The sequence below is a fragment of the Azohydromonas australica DSM 1124 genome, assembly GCF_000430725.1.
Taxonomy (GTDB): Bacteria; Pseudomonadota; Gammaproteobacteria; order Burkholderiales; family Burkholderiaceae_C; genus Azohydromonas; species Azohydromonas australica.
Genome location: NZ_KE387211.1, coordinates 158,788 through 177,636 on the forward strand (window position 1 = coordinate 158,788; position 18,849 = coordinate 177,636).

18 protein-coding genes are annotated in these 18,849 nt (G+C 71.1%); 10 read left to right on the forward strand and 8 right to left on the reverse strand.

Going from position 1 to position 18,849, the window contains the following annotated elements; translation table 11 throughout:
• Nucleotides 1-116: 116 nt before the first annotated feature.
• From H537_RS0133160 to H537_RS0133175, 4 genes are all read left to right on the forward strand, one after another.
• The gene (locus H537_RS0133160; protein WP_029001324.1) at nt 117-596 is read left to right on the forward strand and encodes a hypothetical protein; all 480 of its coding nucleotides are present in this window, start codon (nt 117-119) and stop codon (nt 594-596) included.
• 132 nt (nt 597-728) lie between these two features.
• Nucleotides 729-1,241: a hypothetical protein gene (locus tag H537_RS0133165; RefSeq protein ID WP_029001325.1), complete on the forward strand. Its 513-nt coding sequence runs from the start codon at nt 729-731 to the stop codon at nt 1,239-1,241.
• 103 nt (nt 1,242-1,344) lie between these two features.
• Nucleotides 1,345-1,620, forward strand: a complete 276-nt coding sequence (locus H537_RS0133170) for a DUF2933 domain-containing protein (RefSeq protein ID WP_029001326.1) — start codon at nt 1,345-1,347, stop codon at nt 1,618-1,620.
• A gap of 4 nt (nt 1,621-1,624) precedes the next feature.
• Nucleotides 1,625-3,826, forward strand: coding sequence for a copper-transporting P-type ATPase (locus H537_RS0133175; RefSeq protein WP_029001327.1), 2,202 nt, complete (start codon nt 1,625-1,627; stop codon nt 3,824-3,826).
• A 13-nt stretch (nt 3,827-3,839) separates the two neighbouring features.
• Here H537_RS0133175 and H537_RS0133180 read toward each other — a convergent pair whose 3' ends face one another.
• From H537_RS0133180 to H537_RS0133210, 6 genes are all read right to left on the reverse strand, one after another.
• Nucleotides 3,840-4,205, reverse strand: coding sequence for a response regulator (locus H537_RS0133180; RefSeq protein WP_029001328.1), 366 nt, complete (start codon nt 4,203-4,205; stop codon nt 3,840-3,842).
• Nucleotides 4,202-5,341 (reverse strand): sensor histidine kinase, encoded by a 1,140-nt coding sequence (locus tag H537_RS0133185; protein WP_156902092.1) that lies wholly within the window; start codon nt 5,339-5,341, stop codon nt 4,202-4,204. The genes H537_RS0133180 and H537_RS0133185 overlap by 4 nt, the downstream gene beginning before the upstream one ends.
• On the reverse strand, nt 5,338-7,410 hold the full coding sequence (locus tag H537_RS49965) for a sensor histidine kinase (RefSeq protein WP_051244031.1): 2,073 nt from the start codon (nt 7,408-7,410) through the stop codon (nt 5,338-5,340). Before H537_RS49965 ends, H537_RS0133185 begins: the two co-directional genes overlap by 4 nt.
• Before the next feature lie 289 nt (nt 7,411-7,699).
• Entirely contained in the window at nt 7,700-9,358 is a 1,659-nt protein-coding gene (locus H537_RS46940) for a SulP family inorganic anion transporter (protein WP_084151135.1), read from the reverse strand.
• A 114-nt stretch (nt 9,359-9,472) separates the two neighbouring features.
• Nucleotides 9,473-10,153, reverse strand: coding sequence for a carbonic anhydrase (locus tag H537_RS0133205; protein WP_029001330.1), 681 nt, complete (start codon nt 10,151-10,153; stop codon nt 9,473-9,475).
• Nucleotides 10,154-10,650: 497 nt separating this feature from the next.
• On the reverse strand, nt 10,651-11,643 hold the full coding sequence (locus H537_RS0133210) for a Bug family tripartite tricarboxylate transporter substrate binding protein (RefSeq protein ID WP_375136351.1): 993 nt from the start codon (nt 11,641-11,643) through the stop codon (nt 10,651-10,653).
• Between the two features lie 145 nt (nt 11,644-11,788).
• Between H537_RS0133210 and H537_RS0133215 the strand changes: the two genes are divergently transcribed.
• The 5 genes from H537_RS0133215 to maiA all read left to right on the forward strand — a co-directional run bounded on the left by H537_RS0133215 (nt 11,789) and on the right by maiA (nt 16,166).
• Nucleotides 11,789-12,277, forward strand: coding sequence for a MarR family winged helix-turn-helix transcriptional regulator (locus tag H537_RS0133215; protein ID WP_043461121.1), 489 nt, complete (start codon nt 11,789-11,791; stop codon nt 12,275-12,277).
• Between the two features lie 177 nt (nt 12,278-12,454).
• On the forward strand, nt 12,455-13,660 hold the full coding sequence (locus H537_RS0133220) for a 3-hydroxybenzoate 6-monooxygenase (protein ID WP_238446900.1): 1,206 nt from the start codon (nt 12,455-12,457) through the stop codon (nt 13,658-13,660).
• Between the two features lie 35 nt (nt 13,661-13,695).
• Nucleotides 13,696-14,733: a cupin domain-containing protein gene (locus H537_RS0133225; protein WP_029001334.1), complete on the forward strand. Its 1,038-nt coding sequence runs from the start codon at nt 13,696-13,698 to the stop codon at nt 14,731-14,733.
• A gap of 73 nt (nt 14,734-14,806) precedes the next feature.
• Nucleotides 14,807-15,511 (forward strand): fumarylacetoacetate hydrolase family protein, encoded by a 705-nt coding sequence (locus H537_RS0133230; RefSeq protein ID WP_029001335.1) that lies wholly within the window; start codon nt 14,807-14,809, stop codon nt 15,509-15,511.
• A 16-nt stretch (nt 15,512-15,527) separates the two neighbouring features.
• Complete coding sequence (gene maiA / locus H537_RS0133235) at nt 15,528-16,166, forward strand: maleylacetoacetate isomerase (protein WP_029001336.1); 639 nt, start codon at nt 15,528-15,530, stop codon at nt 16,164-16,166.
• Nucleotides 16,167-16,212: 46 nt separating this feature from the next.
• Here the strand turns inward: maiA and H537_RS0133240 are convergent, their stop codons facing one another.
• Nucleotides 16,213-17,106, reverse strand: a complete 894-nt coding sequence (locus H537_RS0133240) for a spermidine synthase (RefSeq protein WP_051244035.1) — start codon at nt 17,104-17,106, stop codon at nt 16,213-16,215.
• A complete protein-coding gene (locus H537_RS46945; protein ID WP_211235125.1) occupies nt 17,090-17,707 on the reverse strand; it encodes a fused MFS/spermidine synthase in 618 nt (205 codons plus the stop codon). Before H537_RS46945 ends, H537_RS0133240 begins: the two co-directional genes overlap by 17 nt.
• Before the next feature lie 273 nt (nt 17,708-17,980).
• On the opposite strand from H537_RS46945, the gene H537_RS46950 reads away from it, so the two are divergent.
• Nucleotides 17,981-18,829 (forward strand): carboxymuconolactone decarboxylase family protein, encoded by an 849-nt coding sequence (locus H537_RS46950; RefSeq protein ID WP_043461130.1) that lies wholly within the window; start codon nt 17,981-17,983, stop codon nt 18,827-18,829.
• Nucleotides 18,830-18,849 lie beyond the last annotated feature (20 nt).

The following is an 18,849-nucleotide window of genomic DNA, read 5'->3' on the forward strand; positions in this document are numbered from 1 at the left end:
GCCACTGTGGGAAGGTCAAGCGCCTTGTCCCTGCCGGCGTTGACGGTGATCAATCCGCCGCCGTGGGCCGGTCCTAAGCTGCGGACAAGTCCTGCCCGACGTGGCTTTTCAGCCTCATGCCCTTCACGTCCCGCTCACGCCTGGTCCGCTGCATCACCCGGCTGATGTGCTGGGTGCTGTTGGCCGGGTGGTTTGTGGGGGCGGCCAATGCGTGCGTGCTGCTGGATCGCGCGGCCGAGCCACTGCGGCAGGCGGCGGCGCACCCGCACGAGGCCGCGGCCTCGGAGCACCACCATCCCCGTGAAGCCGCCCGCGTGAGCGACTGCCACGGAGACGGCCATGAAGGCGGCCCTGCGCAAGGCCGTGACACGGCTCCCGGGCTGCAGGCCTGCAAGCACCTGTGCGACGGCGAGCAGCAGGCGGTGGCCAAGGCCGGCGCCGGGGAGCTGCCCTGGCTGCACTGTGTTGCGTCGGCCACGGCGGCGTCCTGCCTGGTCGTGCCCGCTCCCGCCCCGGCCCCCGCGCCGCGACCCGATGCCGGCACCCTGCCGGCGCCTCCGCCCATTCCCATCGCGTTCCTGAGGCTCACGATCTAGAGCCCCCAGCCTGCCCGCCCGGCACGCCGCCAATGGCCCGTGCCGGACGGGCTGCGCGTCCTGGCCCGGCAGCGCCCTGGCTGCTGCCCGCCGCCTGCTTCCCCATCGCTACACATCCCAGAGGACTGCACCATGGCACTTCGCACCCTGGCCTTCACGGCCATCCTGGCCGCCTTTTCGCTCGGCGTTTACGCCCAGACCAATCCGGAAGACCACGCCGCACACCATCCCGAGGGCGCGTCCGCGCCCGCGGCAACCCCTGCACCGGTACCGACGCCGGCTCCCGCCGCAGCGGCCAGCGCCGCTCAGCCCGATGGCATGGGCTCGATGAATCAGATGGGCCGCATGGACCAGCACATGAAGGCCATGCAGGAGATGCACCAGAAGATGGCCCAGGCCCGCACGCCCAAGGAGCGCGAGGCCTTGATGGCCGAGCACATGAAGCTCATGCAGGAAGGCATGGCCATGATGAACGGCATGGGCGGCATGGGCGGCATGGGCGGCATGGCCACCGCGCCGGGCGCCGCGTCCTCGGCGGCAACGCCGGCCGCCCGCCTGCAGCGGCTGGAGCAGCGCATGGACATGATGCAGTCCATGATGCAGATGATGATGGACCGCATGCCGGCCGCGCCCGGCAAGCCGTGAACACGGCCGCCAGAGGTGCCGGGGCTTGACCTTCCCATGATGGCAAGCCCCAAGGTTCTATTGCAGCCGGCCCCCCGCCGGCGCTTGCGCAAAGGAGCTCGGCATGGACACGTCCCGTCATCCCGACACGCGCACCGGGCGGCATGACGCCGCCCCGCGGCGCAGTCCCTGGACCACGGTCCTCGTCATGCTGCTGCTCATCGGCGGCTTCTACTTGTTGCGCGAGCACTGGGGCCACGTGACGGGGCTGTGGCCCTACCTGCTGCTGGCCTGCCCGCTGATGCACCTGTTCCATGGGCATGGCCACCACGGCCACCACGGCCACCGCCATGGCGGGCCGCAGCGGCACGACGGCCCCGCGTCGGACAAGGACTGGTGAGGCCATGAGCATGCAGCCACACCACCACGCGCACGAGCACCATGCCCACGCGCAGGGCCCCGCCCACGCCCATGAGCCTCGCCACGAAGCGCCGCTGCCCGCGCCGGGCACCGTCTACACCTGCCCCATGCACCCGGAGATCCGGCAGGACCATCCCGGCAGCTGTCCCAAGTGCGGCATGGCGCTGGAGCCGCTGCTGCCCGAGGCCGAGGCCGGCGACGAGAACCCGGAGCTGGCGGACTTCAGCCGCCGCTTCTGGTGGACGCTGCCCCTGACCGTCGCCGTCACCGTGCTGGCCATGGCCGGGCACCGGCTGGGCTGGTTCGGCATGGGCACGCAGAGCTGGGTCGAGCTGCTGCTGTCGGCGCCGGTGGTGCTGTGGGCGGGCGCGCCCTTCTTCGTGCGCTGGGCGCAGTCGCTGACGCACCGCAGCCCCAACATGTGGACGCTCATCGGCACGGGCACCGGCGCGGCCTTCCTCTACAGCGTGGCGGCGACGCTGGCGCCGCGGGCCTTCCCGCCCTCCTTCTTCGACATGGGGCGCGTGCCGGTGTACTTCGAGGCCGCGGCGGTGATCGTCTCGCTCACCCTGCTGGGACAGATGCTGGAGCTGCGGGCGCGCTCGCAGACCTCGGCCGCCATCAAGTCGCTGCTGGGCCTGGCGCCCAAGACCGCGCGGCGCATCCGGCCCGACGGCGGCGAGGAGGACGTACCGCTCACGCACGTGCACGTGGGCGACCTGCTGCGCGTGCGCCCGGGCGAGAAGGTGCCCGTGGACGGCGTGGTGGTGGAAGGCGCCAGCGCGGTGGACGAGTCCATGCTCACCGGCGAGCCGCTGCCCGTGGGCAAGCGCGCGGGCGACAAGCTCATCGGCGCGACGCTCAACACCAGCGGCGCGCTGGTGTTGCGCTCCGAGCGCGTGGGGGCCCAGACCATGCTGTCGCAGATCGTGCAGATGGTGGCGCAGGCGCAGCGCTCGCGCGCGCCCATGCAGCGCATGGCCGACCAGGTCGCGGGCGCCTTCGTCGTCATGGTGGTCGGCATCGCGCTGCTGACCTTCCTCGGCTGGGGGCTGCTCGGCCCCGAGCCCTCGTGGGTGCATGGGCTGGTCAACGCCGTGGCCGTGCTGATCATCGCCTGCCCCTGCGCGCTGGGCCTGGCCACGCCCATGTCGATCATGGTCGCCACGGGCCGGGCCGCCACGCGCGGCGTGCTGTTCCGCGACGCCGCGGCCATCGAGCGGCTGCGCGAGGTGGACACGCTCATCGTGGACAAGACCGGCACGCTCACCGAGGGCAAGCCGGCCTTCCACGGCGCCGAGCCCGCGCCGGGCTGGCAAGCCGAGGAGGTGCTGCGCCTGGCCGCGAGCCTGGACCAGGGCAGCGAGCACCCGCTGGCCGACGCCATCGTGGGCGCCGCGCGCGAGCGGGGCCTGCGCCTGGACAAGCCGGAGGAGTTCGAGTCGGGCAGCGGCATCGGCGTGCGCGGCCGCGTGGCGGGGCGCCGGCTCGCGCTGGGCAACACCGCGTTGATGCGGCAACTGGGCGTGGCGGTGGACGCGCTCGTGCCGCAGGCCGAGGCGCTGCGCGCGCAAGGCGCCAGCGTCATGCACCTGGCGGTGGACGGCGAGCTCGCGGGCCTGCTGGCCGTGGCCGACCCGGTGAAGGGCAGCACGCCGGAGGCGCTGAAGGCGCTGCGCGAAGCCGGGTTGCGCGTGGTGATGGCCACCGGCGACGGCCTGACCACCGCCCGCGCCGTGGGCGCGCGGCTGGGCATCGACGAGGTGCACGGCGAGGTGAAGCCCGCCGACAAGCTGGCGCTGGTGGAGGCGCTGCAGCGCCAGGGCAAGGTGGTCGCGATGGCCGGCGACGGCATCAACGACGCACCGGCGCTGGCCCAGGCCGACGTGGGGCTGGCGATGGGCACCGGCACCGACGTGGCGATGAACAGCGCCGCCGTCACGCTGGTCAAGGGCGACCTGCGCGGCATCGCGCAGGCGCGCGCGATCTCGCAGGCCACCATCGCCAACATGAGGCAGAACTTGGGCTTCGCCTTCGTCTACAACGCGTTGGGCGTGCCGCTGGCGGCGGGGCTGCTGTACCCGTTCACCGGCTGGCTGCTCTCGCCCATGATCGCGGCGCTGGCGATGAGCCTGAGCTCGGTGTCGGTGGTGGGCAACGCGCTGAGGCTCAGGGCGCGCGCCTGACCATGGGCCCGCCTCAGCCCGCCAGCACGCGCGCGACGGTGGCGAGCAGTTCCTTGTAGTCGAAAGGCTTGGGCAGGTAGCCATCGCAACCCGCCGCCAGGATGCGCTCGCGGTCGCCCTTCATCGCCTGCGCCGTCAGCGCCACGATCTTGAGGCCGGCCGTGCGCGGATCGTCGCGCAGCAACCGGACGGCACCGAGCCCGTCCAGGCCCGGCATCTGCACGTCCATCAGCACCAGATCGGGCAGCTGCTCGCGGGCCAGGCGCACGCCCTGCTCGCCATCGCCGGCCTCCAGCACCTCGAAGCCGGCCTTGCTCAGCACCAACCGCGCCAGCTTGAGGTTCTGCGGGTTGTCTTCGACGATCAGGATCCGGTTCATGCGGCGGGCTCCGGGGCGGCACCGGGCCTCGGCAGCGTGAAGAAGAGGCGCGCGCCCTGGCCCGGTGCCGACTCGGCCCAGACCTTTCCGCCGTGCTTGCTCACCACCTGGTGCACCACCGACAGCCCCACGCCGCTGCCTTCGAAACCGCTGTCGTGGAAACGCTGGAACGGCTGGAACAGCCGTTGCGCCGCCGCGGCGGCATCGAAGCCCGTGCCGTTGTCGCCGATGCAGAACGTCGCCGTCTCGTCCACGCGGTGCAGGCCGATGACGGCCTCGGCCCGCTCCGCGCTGTACTTGAAGGCATTGGACAGCAGGTTGGACAGCGCCAGGCGCAGCAGCCGCTCGTCGCCGAGGGCGTGCAGCCCCGGCGCGATCTCCCAGCGCACGCGGCGCTGGGGCTGGCCCGCCGCCAAGGCCGTGGCCAGCTCGGTGGCCATGGCGGAGAGGTCCACGTCGCCGCGCTGCAGCTCGTGGTGCGACAGCTGCGCCAGCAACAGCATGTCGTCGATGATGGTGGTCATGCGCCGGCCCGCATCGAGCATGTGCCGCAGCCACTCGCGGCCCTGCTCGTCCAGCGCGGCGCCGTGGCGCTGCTGCAGGAGCTGGCCGAAGCCCAGCATGTGGCCCAGCGGCGTGCGCAGGTCGTGCGAGAGCGAGTAGCTGAAGCGCTCCAGGTCCTGGTGCGCCTGGTGCAGCTCGCTGAAAGCCTGCTCCATGGCGGCGGCCTGGGCCTGCGCCTGCTGGCGCAGGCGGTGCAGCGCGATGAAGACCTCCGCCTTGGCGCGCAGGATCTGCGGCACCACGGGCGAGAGGATGTAGTCCACCGCGCCGAGCTGGTAGCCCTTGAAGACGTCGGCATCGTGCGTGTAGACGGCCGACACGAAGAGGATGGGCGCATCCACCTGCAAGGCCGATTCGCGCAGCTGCCGCGCCAGGTCGAAGCCGCTGGTGCCGCCCAGGTGCACGTCCAGCAGGATCAGCGCGTAGTCGCGCTCGGCGCAGCGGGCCAGGGCCTCCTCGGCGCTGGCAGCCTGCACCAGCGTCGCCGCCGTGCTGCGCAGCACGACCTCGTACAGCCGCCGGTTGGCGGCGGTGTCATCGACGATCAGCACGGCGGGCAGGGAATCGTTCATGGCGTGGATGGCGTTGTGGTGGCCGCGGGCGCCTCGGTCCGCCACGGCAGCCAGACGGTGAAGGTCGAGCCCTGCTGCGGCCGGCTGTGGACCTGTATCCCGCCGCCGTGCAGCTCGGTCAGCCGCAGTACCAGCGACAGGCCCAGCCCGGTGCCGGCGTATTGCCGGTTCAGGGCCGACTCGATTTGCACGAAGGGCTGGAACAGCCGCTCCAGGTCCGGCGGCGCAATGCCGATGCCGCTGTCGCGCACCGAGATCTCCAGGAAGTCGGCAGGCCCGCCGTGGCAAGGGGGCACGACCCGGGTGTGCGCGTCCGGCTGCAGCCCAGCGCCCCGCGGCGCGGGCACCCGCGCCAGGCGCAGCTCGACCTGGCCGCCCGCAGGCGTGAACTTGACGGCGTTGGAAAGAAGGTTGAAGACGATCTGCCGCGCCTTGCGCGTGTCCGCGTACAGCAGGCCCAGCTCCGGCGCCACCTCGCAGCACAGGCGCACGCGCTGCTGCTGCGCGCGCTCGCGCAGCATCGACATCCCGCTGGCGGCCAGCTCCGCCGCGCTCAGGGGTTCGAGCTCCAGCGCCATCTGCCCGGCCTCCACCTTGGCCAGGTCCAGCACCTCGTTGATGAGCGACAGCAGGTGCTTGCCGCTGGCCGCGATCTCGTCCACGTACTCCGCCTGCTCGGGGTTGAGGTCGCCGACCAGCCCGTCGCGCATCACCTCCGCAAAGCCGATCACGGCATTGAGCGGCGTGCGCAGCTCGTGCGACATGTTGGCCAGGAACTCGCTCTTGCTGCGGCCGGCCTGCTCCAGCGCCGCGTTCTTGCGCTGCAGCTCCAGCCCCTGCTCGCTCAGCCGGTTGGCCAGCTCGTCGAGCTGGCGGTACTGCTCCAGGTTGTGCAGGGCGATGCCCAGTTGCGCGCACAACTGGCTCACGAAATCATTCTCGCGTGCGGACAGCCGCTCGACGGCGGCCAGCGCCAGCACGCCCAGCGTCTGCTCGTAGTAGGTCACCGGGCACAGCAGCACGTTGACCACGCGCTGCGACACGAGCCAGCCGGTGAGGACCGGCGAGACGGCGGCGTCGGTGGACCTCAGCAGCACGGGCTGGCGCGTGCGCGCCGCCTCCGCGGCCGCGCCCGTCCCGGGCAGCGGGACGGCGGCCACCTCGGCCGGCGCGCCACGAACGGCGACGGCACGCCATTCGTGCGCGTCGTCGGTGAGCCGGTACAGGCCCGCGGCCCTGAACAGCGGCTGCGCCGCCAGCAGCTCCAGCGTGCCTTCCAGCGCCGCCGGGGCACCCCGCGCACTGTTGTAGAGCGTCAGCATCCGCCCATGCAGGGCGGTGTAGGCGCGTTCCGTGGCGGCGTCGGCCTCGGCGCGCGCACGGGCACGGGTCTGGCGCAGCAACTGCCAGAACACCAGCGGCACCGTCAGCAGGATGGCCAGCACCATGCTCACGAAGATCCGCCGCGTGGCGTGCAGATGGTCCCGCTCCTGCGTCTCGCGCAGCTGCAGCAGCCGCTGTTCCTCCGCGGCCAAGGCCAGGAATGCCGGCTGAATGCGCGCCATCACCGCCAGCCCGGCCTTCAGCCGCTGTGCCGCGTCCAGGTTGCGCTCCATCTGCGCCAGCGCCTGGGTCTGGCCATAGAGGACGATGCGCTCCTGCAGCAGCACGCGCAGTTGGGCGATGCGCTGCTGCTGCCCGGCGTTGTCCGCCGTGAGGCGGGCCATGTCGTCCACATGCCGGCCGGCCACGGCCAGCGCGGCGTCGCGCTCGGCCAGGAAGTCGGCGCGCCGCGAGACGAGAAAGCCGCGCTGGGCCGATTCGGCACGCCAGAAGGCCGCCTCGGCAGCAGCCACGTTGGCCAGGACCTCGTGCGTATGGCTGACGAAGGCCCGCGCGCGGCCCGTGCGCTGCGTGAAGCTCCAACTGGTGACCGCCAGCGTCAGCACCACCAGCACCGCCACCATGTAACCCGCAATGGCGGAATCGAACCAGCGTGCCGGCGCGGCCGGCGCGGACCGGGACTCGGGCGGACTGAATCCGCCGTCCAAGGCGTGCTCCGAGGTCATGCCTGGCTCCAACCGTCGTGCAGCCCCACCGCGAGCAACCGCAATACCCGCACGCGCGCCAGACATCCCATCGCACCGATTCCCACCTGGTCGTGACCAGCGGCAGTCTCAGCCTGGCCAGCGGGCGGTGTCCAGACGCCGGGCCACGCAGACATTGACGCGTGTCAAGCGGCGACGGCGCTCCGGCCCTGCGGTGGGAAGCGCAGGCTCGGCACGGGCTGGTCGGGGTGGTCGCCGTCGTCGAAGGTGTTGCCGCCGCTCCAGACGTTGGTGGCGTTGAGCATGGAGATCAGGTCGTGCCCCGAGTCCCAGCGCCCACGCTTGCGGCTTGGGCACTGGTGCGGGCCCTGGCCACGCGCGGCATCGAAGGTGCGGCTGCACGGCCCGGCGCCTCGGCCGGCGGCAAGGAACGCAGCTCCACCTCGATGTGCCGCTCCCGCGCGTGGGCCACGAAGTCGTCGAGGGCTTCCCGGATGTCGCGGTCGATGAAGCGGCAGCGCGCGCCGTCGATGATCAGCGAATGCCCCGGCTGCACGCGCTCCAGGCAGCGGCGCAGCGTGGCCTTGCTGAAGAAGGACACGTCCTTGCTCAGCTGCAGCAAGTGCGCGTGCTCGCGCGAGGTGATGGACAGCGCGCCGCGCGTGTTGGCGTGGATCACGAACAGCATGCTGGTCGCCAACCCCATCAGGATGCCCATGAGCAGGTCCGTCGCCAGGATGGCCGCCAGCGTCACCGCGAAGGGCACGAACGCGGCCGGGCCCTGGCGCCATGCGGCCACCACGATGGCCGGCTTGGCCAGCTTGTAGCCGGTGTGTAGCAGCACCGCGGCTAGCGCGGCCAGCGGGATCCAGCGCAGCAGCTCCACCAGCAGCAGCACGCTGGCCAGTAGCAGCACGCCGTGCAGCATGGCCGACAGCCGCGTGCGCGCGCCGGCCTGGATGTTGGCCGAGGAGCGCACGATCACCGCCGTCAGCGGCAGGCCGCCCAGCAGGCCCGCGACGATGTTGCCCACGCCCTGCGCCTGCAGCTCGCGGTTGGGCGGCGCCACGCGCTTGAGCGGGTCCAGCCGGTCCGCCGCCTCCAGGCTCAGCAGCGTCTCCAGGCTCGCCACCACGGCCAGCGTCACCGCCACGGTGTAGACCTGCGGGTTGGACAGCACGCTCCAGTCAGGCGAGGCCAGTTGAGACAGCAACGAGCCCCAGCCGTCCACCGCCGGCAGCGACACGAGCTGATGTTCCACCAGCGCGTCGGCAGGCATGGCGCTGCGCAGGAAGGCCTGGCAGCCCACGCCCCACAGCACCGCCAGCAGCGCGCCGGGCAGGCGGCCGATGACGGGCAGGCGCTTCACGAAGGGCTGGTCCCACAGGAACAGGATCGCCAGCGCGCCCAGCGCCACGGCCACGGCGCCTTCGCTCACGGAGTCGAGCACCAGCGCCATGGCGTCCAGCGCCTGGGTGTCGTCGGGCACGCCCTGCAGCATCTGCGGCGTGGAGGCGAAGCCGAAAGCCACGGGCAGCTGCTTGATGATCAGCAGCACGCCGATGGCGCTGAGCATGCCCTTGATGACGGACGAGGGGAAACAGGCGCCGAGGTCGCCCGCGCGCAGGCGCCCGAACACCCATTGCAGCGCACCGGCCAGCACCACGGCCACCAGGAAAGCGTCGAAGCTGCCCAGCGTGGCGATGGCGTTGACGACGATGACCACCAGCCCGGCGGCCGGGCCGCTCACGCTCAGCTGCGAGCCGGAGAGCACCGCCACCACCAGCCCCCCCACCACGCCGGAGACGAGGCCGGCCAGCAGCGGCACGCCGCTGGCGAGCGCGATGCCCAGGCACAGCGGCAGGGCGACCAGGAAGACCACGACGCCCGCCGGCAGGTCATGGCGGAGGTGGCGGAAGCAATGCGGAATGGCGCCCGCGGACGGGCGCTCGGCAACACGAGTCTGCATAGGGAACAACGGTTCGAGGGAGGCGGATCGGGGAAGAAGCCCGGACGCGGGCCCGGTGCGCGGGGCGTCCGGTTTCAGGGGAGCGGGGCGCGAACGCGCCCGGGGGTCAGCCCGTCAGGCGGCGCGGCGCAGCGCCACGTCCGGCGCGTCCACGGCATGCACCTGGCGCAGCCGGCCGTTGCGCAGGCCGTAGACCCAGCCCAGCAGGCGCAGGTGCTGGCCCCGCTGCCAGGCGCGCTGCACCAGGTGCGTGGCGGCCAGCGTGCGCACCTGCTCGATGACGTTGAGCGTGACCAGGCGGTCCACCTGGGCCGCCAGCGCCGCGTCGGCAGGCAGGCCCGAAGCGCTGGAATCCACCTGGTGGCGGTGCTGCTGGTAGAGGCGGCGCAGCGGCCGGATGCGTTCGGCCAGGTAGTCCGAGCGGGCATGGCCGGCGGGGTTCGGCTCCGCCTCGGCCTCCGCGGGCGGCAGCAGCGCCGCGCGCACGCCACCGCAAGCGTCGTGGCCGCACACGATCACCGACTCCACGTTCAGCACGTCCAGCGCGTACTGCAGCGCGCTCATGACGCTGTTGTCGTCGGTCAGCGCCAGGTTGGCGATGCTGCGGTGGACGAAAAGCTCACCCGGCGCGGCATTGACGATGCGCTCGGCCGGCACGCGGCTGTCGGCACAGCCGATCCAGAACACGCCCGGCTGCTGCCCGGCACTCATGCGCTCGAAGAACGCGGGCGCGCGCGCATCCATCTCGTCGGCCCAGGCCTGGTTTTCCAGCAAGAAACGGGTCGGCAGATCCATCAGAACTCCTTGTTGGTTTTCGATTGCTGCAGCGCAACAAGGATCTAGCGTAAACCCCGAGATTTCTTACCGAGAAGTAAGTTTGCGCTTGCTTGCACGTGCGTCCGGTGGCAACGCGGAAGGAACTTCAGACCCGTTTGCGTGGGCATGGACCGCTGGCTGGGCCGTACCAAGACACCAACTTCCCGGACTTGGTCAGCAACGAAACCGTCGCAGCCCCGCCTTGGGCTGCCGCTCGCCATTGGGGACTGCGCATGCCTAGTGCACTGGCGCGGGGCGAACGAGCAGGCGCTTACTCCGGGTTTCCCCCAGGATCTGTGGATAAGCCTGGGGAAAAGCTGATGAGAAGGGCGCCAAGCGCCTGTCGGGCCTGGGGCTGGCTTAGCGTGCTCAATCGGTGGGCACATCGGGCCCAAAACGCACCGAGGCGGTGCCCAGGCCGACCTCTTCGGCGCCTTCGGGCCACCGGCGCAGAGCCGGCCCGAAGGCGCCGTGCGTCACTCCAGGCTGATGTTCTTGCGCCGCGTCAGCTCGCCGTAGATCTTCGACTTGGCTGCGGCCTGACGGCCGATCTCCTCGGCCGACCAGTTCAGCGTCTCGAAGGCGAAGGTGTTGAAGCGGGCCTGTACGTCGGGTTCGGCCACGGCCTTGGCCACGTCGGCGCCGATCTTGTCGCGCACGGCCGCGGGCAGCCCGCGCGGCGCCACCAGCACGACGAAGGAGTTCACGTCCATGGCCGGGCCGCCGGCCTCGGCCATGGTGGGCACGTCAGGCATCTGCGGGATGCGCTTGGGCGCCGCGATGGCGATGTAGCGCAGCTTGCCGGCCTTGTAGGGGCCCTGGCTCGACGGCAGGGTGCCGAAGCTCCACGACACGTCGCCCGAGCCCACGGAGGTGAAGAGCTGCGACACCTCGCGGTAGGGCACGTGCTGCATCTCGGTGCCGGTGCGCATCTGCAGCTCCTCGCCGCCCAGGTGGCCCGGGCTGCCCACGCCCCAGGAGCCGTAGCTCACCTTGCCCGGCTCGGCCTTGGCCGCGGCCACCACGTCGGCCACGGTCTTGAACTTCGAGTCGGCCGCCACGGCCAGCAGGAAGGGCGTGCGGAACAGGATCGCCGTGGGGTCGAAGGTCTTGAGCGTCTCGAAGTTGCGCGACTTGTACAGGTGCGGCAGCGCGGCCAGGTGCTCGGAGTCCAGCTGCAGCAGCGTGTAGCCGTCGGCCGGCTTGGTCTTCACGGCATCGATGGCGATGAAGCCGCCGCCGCCCGGGCGGTTCTCCACCAGCACGCGCTGGTTCCAGGTCTTGCTCAGCTTCTCGCTCACCAGGCGCAGCACCGCGTCCGGGCCGCTGCCCGGGGCGAAGGCGGTGAAGATGGTCACCGGCTTGCTCGGGTAGGCCTCGGGCTGCGCCTGCGCCGCGGTGGCCAGCAGCGCGCCGGCGGCGGCCAGCACCATGTGGCGGCGCTTGAGCGTGAGGAAGGTGGAATTCATGCGTGTCTCCGTCGGTGGAATGGTGGAGGCGGGATTACCCCGTTGCCCTGTTTATCCGCATGCCTATCATCAGCATGCTTATATTCAGCATAGTGGAAACTTTGACGTGGATCATTGCGGGTTTACGCCGATCGATGCCAGTGCCATGAAAACCGACCTTGCTCCCCCTCCCCTGCCCGCGCTGGACGACCTGCCGGGCCACTTCATCCGCCGCCTGCAGCAGATCGCGGTGGCGCTGTTCATGGACGAGCTCAAGGACTGGGGCCTGACGCCGGTGCAGTACGCGGCACTCAATGCCGCGGCGCGCATGCCCGACATCGAGCAGGGCGCGCTGGCGCGGGCCATCGGCTTCGACACCTCCACCACCGGCGGCGTGGTGGACCGGCTGGAGCGCCAGGGCCTGCTGGTGCGCAAGCCCTCGCCGGCGGACCGCCGCGTGCGGCTGCTCACCACCACCGAGGCCGGCCGCGCGCTGCTCGACGAGATCGGTCCGGCCGTGGAGACGGTGCAGCAGCGCATCCTGGCGCCGCTGCCGCCGGAGGAGCGGCCCCTGTTCCTGCGCATGCTGCGCACGCTGGTGGAGGCCAACAACGACCTCAGCCGCGCGCCGCGGGAGTTGCCCGAAGGGCGCTGAGGCCGGCGGGCTGGGCCGTCCCGCGCCGATGCCGGCGCCGTGACTGACGGCGAGCCGGCGGCGCGCTGACCTCCCCCGCAAGCCCCGCACGGGTTTACCCGGATTTGATCTGCCGCAATCGAACCTACACTAATCTTCAGTGTGCTGACTTTCAGCGTTCTTTGACAGGAAACGAGCATGGGCACGACGATGAGCACGGAACTTCCCATCCTGGTGGCCGGTGGCGGCATCGGGGGCCTGGCGGCGGCGCTGGCGCTGGTGCGCCGCGGCTTCAGGGTCAAGGTGATGGAGCAGGCGCCGGAGATCGGCGAGATCGGCGCCGGTATCCAGCTCGGCCCCAATGCCTTCCACGCCTTCGACGCGCTGGGGGTGGGCGAGAAGGCGCGCGGGCGTGCCGTCTACACCGACTACATGGTCATGCACGACGCGCTGGACGAGGTCCAGGTCGGCCGCATCCCCACCGGCGAGGCATTCCGCAAGCGTTTCGGCAACCCCTACGCCGTGATCCACCGCGTGGACGTGCACCTGTCGCTGCTGGAAGGCGCCCAGGAAACCGGCCGCGTGGAGCTCCTGACCTCCACCCGCATCGAGCGCATCGAGCAGGACGCGCAGGGCGTCACGGCTTACGACCAGAAGGGCAACGCCCACCGCGGCATCGCGCTGATCGGCGCTGACGGCGTGAAGTCGGTGGCGCGCCAGCAGTACGTGGGCGACGCGGCGCGCGTCACCGGCCATGTGGTGTACCGCGCGGTGGTGGACAAGAAGGACTTTCCGGAAGACCTGCAGTGGAACGCCGCGAGCATCTGGGTCGGCCCCAACTGCCACCTGGTGCACTACCCGCTGCGCGGGGGCGAGCAGTACAACGTGGTCGTGACCTTCCACAGCCGCGAGCAGGAGGAGTGGGGCGTGCGCGAGGGCAGCAAGGAGGAGGTGCAGAGCTACTTCCAGGGCATCTGCCCGAAGGCGCGCCAGCTCATCGACCTGCCCAAGAGCTGGAAGCGCTGGGCCACGGCCGACCGCGAGCCCATCGGCCAGTGGACCTACGGCCGCGTCACGCTGCTGGGCGACGCCGCGCACCCGACCACGCAGTACATGGCGCAGGGCGCGTGCATGGCGATGGAGGACGCGGTGACGCTGGGCGAGGCGCTGCGCGTGCACGGCAACGACATCGACAAGGCCTTCGACCTGTACCAGCGCTCCCGCGTGGCGCGCACGGCGCGCATCGTGCTGTCTTCGCGCGAGATGGGCCGCATCTACCACGCCAAGGGCGTGGAACGCCTGGTGCGCAACGATCTGTGGAAAGGCCGCACGCCGGAGCGCTTCTACGACGCCATGGAATGGCTCTACGGCTGGAACGTGGACAACTGCCTGGCGGCGCACTGATCCGCCGCCACCCCGATTTCCCGAGGAGACAACTGATGAACGAACTCGGTCGCCTGGAAGACCTGCCCGCGGAGTACCTGCAGGCGCTGAAGGCGCAGAACCTGGTGCCGCTGTGGCCCAGCCTGCGCGCCGTGCTGCCGCCGGGCAAGCCGCGCCCCAACACGCGGCCCACGCACTGGCCGTACCAGGCGCTGCGCCCGCTGCTGCTGCAGGCCGGGGAGCTCACGCCCATCGAGAAGGCCGAGCGCCGCGTGCTGGTGCTGGCCAACCCGGGCCACGGGCTGGAGAAGATGCAGGCCAGCGCCGCCATGTACCTGGGCATGCAGCTGCTGCTGCCCGGCGAGTGGGCGCCTTCGCACCGCCACACGCCCAACGCGGTGCGCATGGTGGTGGAGGGCAGCGGCGCCTGGACCACGGTGGACGGCGAGAAGTGCGTGATGAGCCGCGGCGACCTGATCCTCACGCCCACCGGGCTGTGGCACGAGCATGGCCATGACGGCAACGAGCCCGTGGTGTGGCTGGACGTGCTGGACCTGCCGCTGGTCTATTACATGGAGGCCAGCTACCACATCGACGGTGCGCGCCAGGCGGTGAAGCAGGGCACCGGCGAGCGCGCCTGGACGCGCAGCGGCGTGGTGCCCATGCCGGTGTTCGAGCGCTCCAGCAAGGCCTACCCGATGCTGCGCTACCCCTGGACCGAGACGCGCGCGGCGCTGCAGGCGCTGGCGGCCGACCAGCCGGAGCTCGAAGCCGTGCAGGTGGGCTACGTGAACCCGGAGACGGGCGCGCCGGCCGAGAACATCCTGGGCTTCTACGCGCTGATGCTGCGCCCGGGCCAGACGCTGCGGCTGCCGGTGCGCTCGCCCGCGTGCGTGTTCCACCTCATCGAAGGCGCCGCGCAGGCGCGCATCGAGGGCGAGAGCTTCACGCTGGCCGAGGCCGACACCTGCTGCGCGCCGGGCTACAGCGAGGTCAGCCTCGTGAACGGCTCGGCCAGCGAGCCCGCCTTCCTCTTCATCGCCGACGAGACGCCGCTGCACCGGAAGCTGGGCGTGTTCGAGAACCGCGGCTGATCCGCGCCCCCCATAACTACCATCCGCGGCCGCGCTGCGGCGGCCGCAGCTCCCCACCTCTGCAAGGAACCCCATGAGCACTGCTTACCTCTGGAACCCGCCCCCCGTCGCCTCGCTGCCCGTGCGCGGCGAGTCCGCCCGGCTGCCGGTGAACCGCCTGTTCTTCGTCGGCCGCAACTACCACGCGCATGCCGTCGAGATGGGCAAGCCGGTGGACAAGTCGGTCGAGCGCCCCTTCTACTTCACCAAGGCGCCCCAGACGCTGGTGGAGTCCGGCGCCACGGTGCCCTACCCGAGCGAGACCAAGAACTTCCACTTCGAGATGGAGCTGGTGCTGGTGGTCGGCAAGCCGGGCTTCCGCGTCAAGGCCGAGGACGCACACGAGCTGGTCTACGGCTATGCCTGCGGCCTGGACATGACGCGGCGCGACCTGCAGCTGGTGGCTCGCGACAAGGGCCGTCCCTGGGACCTGGGCAAGGACGTGGAGAACTCCTCCGTGTGCAGCGAGGTCGTGCCCATGCCGGGCGTAGTCATCGAGCGCGGCGAGATCGTGCTGGCGGTCAACGGCCAGACCAAGCAGCAGTCCAATGTGGACAAGCTGATCTGGAACATCCGCGAGATCATTGCGGACCTGTCCCTCTTCTATCACCTGCAGCCCGGCGACCTGATCTACACCGGCACGCCCGAGGGCGTGGGCGCGGTGGTGAGTGGCGACCGCATCAGCGGCCGCGTCGAGGGCGTGGGCGAAGTCGCGTTGAACATCGGCCCGGCCGAGTGAGGCTGCGGCACGCATGATGAAGCTCTACAACTTCTTCCGCAGCGGCACCTCGCACCGGCTGCGCATCGCGCTCAACCTCAAGGGGCTGGATGCGCTGTACGTGCCGGTGGACCTGCGCACCGAGGAGCACCTGAACGAAGCCTTCCTCGCGCTCAACCCGCAGGGGCTGGTGCCGGCGCTGGAGGTGGATGGTGAAGTCCTCATCCAGTCGCCGGCCATCATCGAGTGGCTGGAGGAGCGGCATCCCGAGCCGCCGCTGCTGCCGCGCGATGCGCAGGCGCGGGCCCGCGTGCGCGCGCTGGCGGCGATCGTGGGCTGCGACATCCACCCCATCAACAACCGCCGCATCCTGGAATACTTGCGCAAGCAGCTGGGCCAGGACGAGGCCGCGGTCAACGCCTGGTGCGGCACCTGGATCACGGCCGGCTTCGACGCGATCGAGGCGCTGCTGGCGGCCGACACGGCACGCGGCGACTTCTGCTTCGGCCACGCGCCCACGCTGGCCGACGTGTACCTGGTGCCGCAGGTGGAAAGCGCCCGGCGCTTCAAGGTGGACCTGTCTCCCTACCCGCTGATCCGCGCCGTGGACGCGGCCTGCGGCGAGCTGGACGCGTTCAGGCGCGCGGCGCCGGCGGTGCAGCCGGACGCGGGTTGAGCGGTACGCCGGCGGCGCCGGCCGGAACAGGCTGAAGGGCGGCCCTTCAGGGCTTCGCGTTCATCAGGTTCGCCGGCGCGAACTTGTCCGTCAGCACCCGCGTGCCCTCGGGCCAGCGGGTGTTGGTGTCGAACAGCGGCAGCAGCCATTCCGGCGTCACGCCGAAGCGGCGCAGCGGGCCGTCGAGCTCGCGGGCACGCGCCTGCACCTGCGCCATGGGCGGCAAGCCGCCCTTGCGCGCCAGGATCACGCGGTTGTGCCGCTTGGGGTTCACCAGGTTGAAGAAGGGGCCGAACACGCTGTGGTGCGTGGCCGACTCCGAGGCGTAGAGGCTGGACCAGGAGAAGGTGTTGGTGGCGATCACGCCCTGGGGTGCCAGCACGCCGTGCAGCTCGGTGAAGTACTCCCGGGTCACCATGTGCTCGGGGATGTAGGAGTGGTCGAACACGTCGTGCAGCACCAGGTCGTACTGCCGCCCCTGGCGCAGCGCGCGCTTGACGAAGACGCGGCCGTCCTCGGTGAAGACCTTGGTCTGCGGCCCGGGCACGAAGCTGAAATGGCTGCCGGCCACGCGCACCACCGCCGGGTCGATCTCCACGCAGTCGATCTGCGCCTGCGGCAGCAGCTTCTGCAGCACCGTCACCATCACGCCGCCGCCCAGGCCCATCACCAGCACGCGCTGCGGCGCTGGCCCCAAGTACAGCGCGCCCAGGAGCATGCGGTAGTAGTCGAAGCGCAGCTCGTCCGGGTTGGTGAGCGAGACGCAGGTCTGCGCCACCCGCGCGTCGCGCCCGAACTGCAGGCAGCGCCGGTCGTCGTCCTCGTACACGAGGATGTTGCGGTAGGCCGATTTCTCGGTGTGGATCACGCGCTCGGCCCAGGCCGCGCCGCTGCCCAGCAGCGCCGCCGCCAGCGCCAGTGTTTCAAGCCGCCGCCACATGGCCCTGCCCCCCGCGCGCCACCAGCAGCCCGCCCACGCCGACGGCGGCCGAAGTCGCCAGCAGCCCGGCCATGATCTGGTCCAGGTCGAAGATCAGCACCAAGTAGAAGGACGTCGCCAGCGTCCCCAGCGTGCTGCCCAGCGTGGAGACGAAGAACACCCCGCCCGCCACGCGGCCGGCGGAGCCCAGGCGGTCCACCAGCAGCCGCACCGCGTAGGGCGACACCGCGCCCGACACCGTGATGGGCAGGAAGAACAGTGCCACCGAGCCCGCCAGCGCGCCGTAGCGCGCGTCCTCCACGCGCACGGCCACCGCCTCCAGGATGGGCTCCTGCGCCAGCGCGCAGGGCAGCGCCGCGGCCATCGCCAGCAGCACCAGCGCGCTGAGCCGCGCCAGGCTGGGCGCGTGCGCCGAGAGGCTGCCGCCGATGAGGTAGCCCAGGGACAGCGAGAGCATGAACAGCGTGATCACGGCGCCCCAGACGTAGATGCCCGAGCCGAAGAAGGGGCCCAGCGCCCGCGCCCCCAGCAGCTCCAGCGCCATCACGAAACAGCCGGACCAGAAGGCCAGCAGGTACACGCACAACCTTTCAAGCTTCACTGCAGCTCCCATGACCTGAGCGGCGCCCGGGGGCCGCAAGTTCGCGACGCCGTGCCTGTCGATGGACGAGATCGTTGCCTGGTGGACAGTTTACGGCTGCCGCCGCTTGCACTCCCCTGGCAGGCGACCCGAGCCCCTTGCGGCACGAGCCATGCCGTGCCTGGGCCGCAGCGCGGCGGCACCGCCTGGAACCGGTCGCTCAGCTGATACCCGGCGGGTATCAGTTCCACAATGCATTGGCCGCGTCGGCGGGGGCGGCCTACGGTTGCACCCATGGCACCACACCTTTCCCACACCCCATCGCCCGCTGCGGCGCCGCAGGATCCCACCTACCTCCGCGGCCTGGCGGCCCTGCGGCAACTGGAGGGCACCGAGCGCCCGACCCTGCTGGACGGCCTGGCGGACCTCGCGCCGGATCTGGCGACGCTGGCCATCCGCTTCGTCTACGGCGAGATCTACCCGCGCCCGGGCCTGGACCTGCGCTCGCGCCAGCTGGTCACCGTGGCGGCCCTGGCCGCCCTGGGCCATGCCCGGCCGCAACTGAAGTTCCACATTGCCGGCGCACTCAATGCAGGTTGCAGCAGCAACGAAATCGTCGAAACGCTGCAGCACCTCGTGATCTATGCCGGCTTCCCCGTCGGCCTCAATGGCGTGTTCGCCGCACGGGAGGTCTTCCAGGAGCGCGGCTGCAACCATGAGCCGCTGGCTTGCGGCGCCGCGCAGGGCGACGACAGCCGGGCCCGCTTCCAGGCCGGCTTGCAGGCGCTGCAGGAGATCGATGGCCACGCCGGCGAGCAGGTCATCGCGGCGCTGGACGGGCTGGCGCCCGATCTGGCGCGCTTCATCATCGAGTTCGCCTTCGGCGACATCTACACCCGCCCGGGCCTGAGCCTGGTGCAGCGCGAGCTCGTGACGCTGGCGGCGCTGGCCGCCCTGGGCACCGCCGTGCCGCAGTTCAAGGTGCACGTGCACGGCCTGCTCAACGTCGGCGGCACGCGCCAGATGCTGGTGGAGTCGCTGATCCACCTGGCGGCCTATGCGGGCTTTCCGGCTGCGCTCAATGCGCTGCAGGCCGCGCGCGAGGTGCTGGACGAGCGAGCCGCCAAAGGCCAGTCCTGCTGAAGCGCCGCGTCCCCGGCAGC

Excerpts from the sequence above, each read along its gene's own strand:
- H537_RS0133160 (WP_029001324.1), top strand. The coding sequence starts at position 117 with ATGCCCTTCACGTCCCGCTCACGCCTGGTCCGCTGCATCACCCGGCTG.
- H537_RS0133165 (WP_029001325.1), top strand. The coding sequence starts at position 729 with ATGGCACTTCGCACCCTGGCCTTCACGGCCATCCTGGCCGCCTTTTCG.
- H537_RS0133170 (WP_029001326.1), top strand. The coding sequence starts at position 1,345 with ATGGACACGTCCCGTCATCCCGACACGCGCACCGGGCGGCATGACGCC.
- H537_RS0133175 (WP_029001327.1), top strand. The coding sequence starts at position 1,625 with ATGAGCATGCAGCCACACCACCACGCGCACGAGCACCATGCCCACGCG.
- H537_RS0133180 (WP_029001328.1), bottom strand. The coding sequence starts at position 4,205 with ATGAACCGGATCCTGATCGTCGAAGACAACCCGCAGAACCTCAAGCTG.
- H537_RS0133185 (WP_156902092.1), bottom strand. The coding sequence starts at position 5,341 with ATGAACGATTCCCTGCCCGCCGTGCTGATCGTCGATGACACCGCCGCC.
- H537_RS49965 (WP_051244031.1), bottom strand. The coding sequence starts at position 7,410 with ATGACCTCGGAGCACGCCTTGGACGGCGGATTCAGTCCGCCCGAGTCC.
- H537_RS46940 (WP_084151135.1), bottom strand. The coding sequence starts at position 9,358 with ATGCAGACTCGTGTTGCCGAGCGCCCGTCCGCGGGCGCCATTCCGCAT.
- H537_RS0133205 (WP_029001330.1), bottom strand. The coding sequence starts at position 10,153 with ATGGATCTGCCGACCCGTTTCTTGCTGGAAAACCAGGCCTGGGCCGAC.
- H537_RS0133210 (WP_375136351.1), bottom strand. The coding sequence starts at position 11,643 with ATGAATTCCACCTTCCTCACGCTCAAGCGCCGCCACATGGTGCTGGCC.
- H537_RS0133215 (WP_043461121.1), top strand. The coding sequence starts at position 11,789 with ATGAAAACCGACCTTGCTCCCCCTCCCCTGCCCGCGCTGGACGACCTG.
- H537_RS0133220 (WP_238446900.1), top strand. The coding sequence starts at position 12,455 with ATGGGCACGACGATGAGCACGGAACTTCCCATCCTGGTGGCCGGTGGC.
- H537_RS0133225 (WP_029001334.1), top strand. The coding sequence starts at position 13,696 with ATGAACGAACTCGGTCGCCTGGAAGACCTGCCCGCGGAGTACCTGCAG.
- H537_RS0133230 (WP_029001335.1), top strand. The coding sequence starts at position 14,807 with ATGAGCACTGCTTACCTCTGGAACCCGCCCCCCGTCGCCTCGCTGCCC.
- maiA (WP_029001336.1), top strand. The coding sequence starts at position 15,528 with ATGAAGCTCTACAACTTCTTCCGCAGCGGCACCTCGCACCGGCTGCGC.
- H537_RS0133240 (WP_051244035.1), bottom strand. The coding sequence starts at position 17,106 with ATGTGGCGGCGGCTTGAAACACTGGCGCTGGCGGCGGCGCTGCTGGGC.
- H537_RS46950 (WP_043461130.1), top strand. The coding sequence starts at position 17,981 with ATGGCACCACACCTTTCCCACACCCCATCGCCCGCTGCGGCGCCGCAG.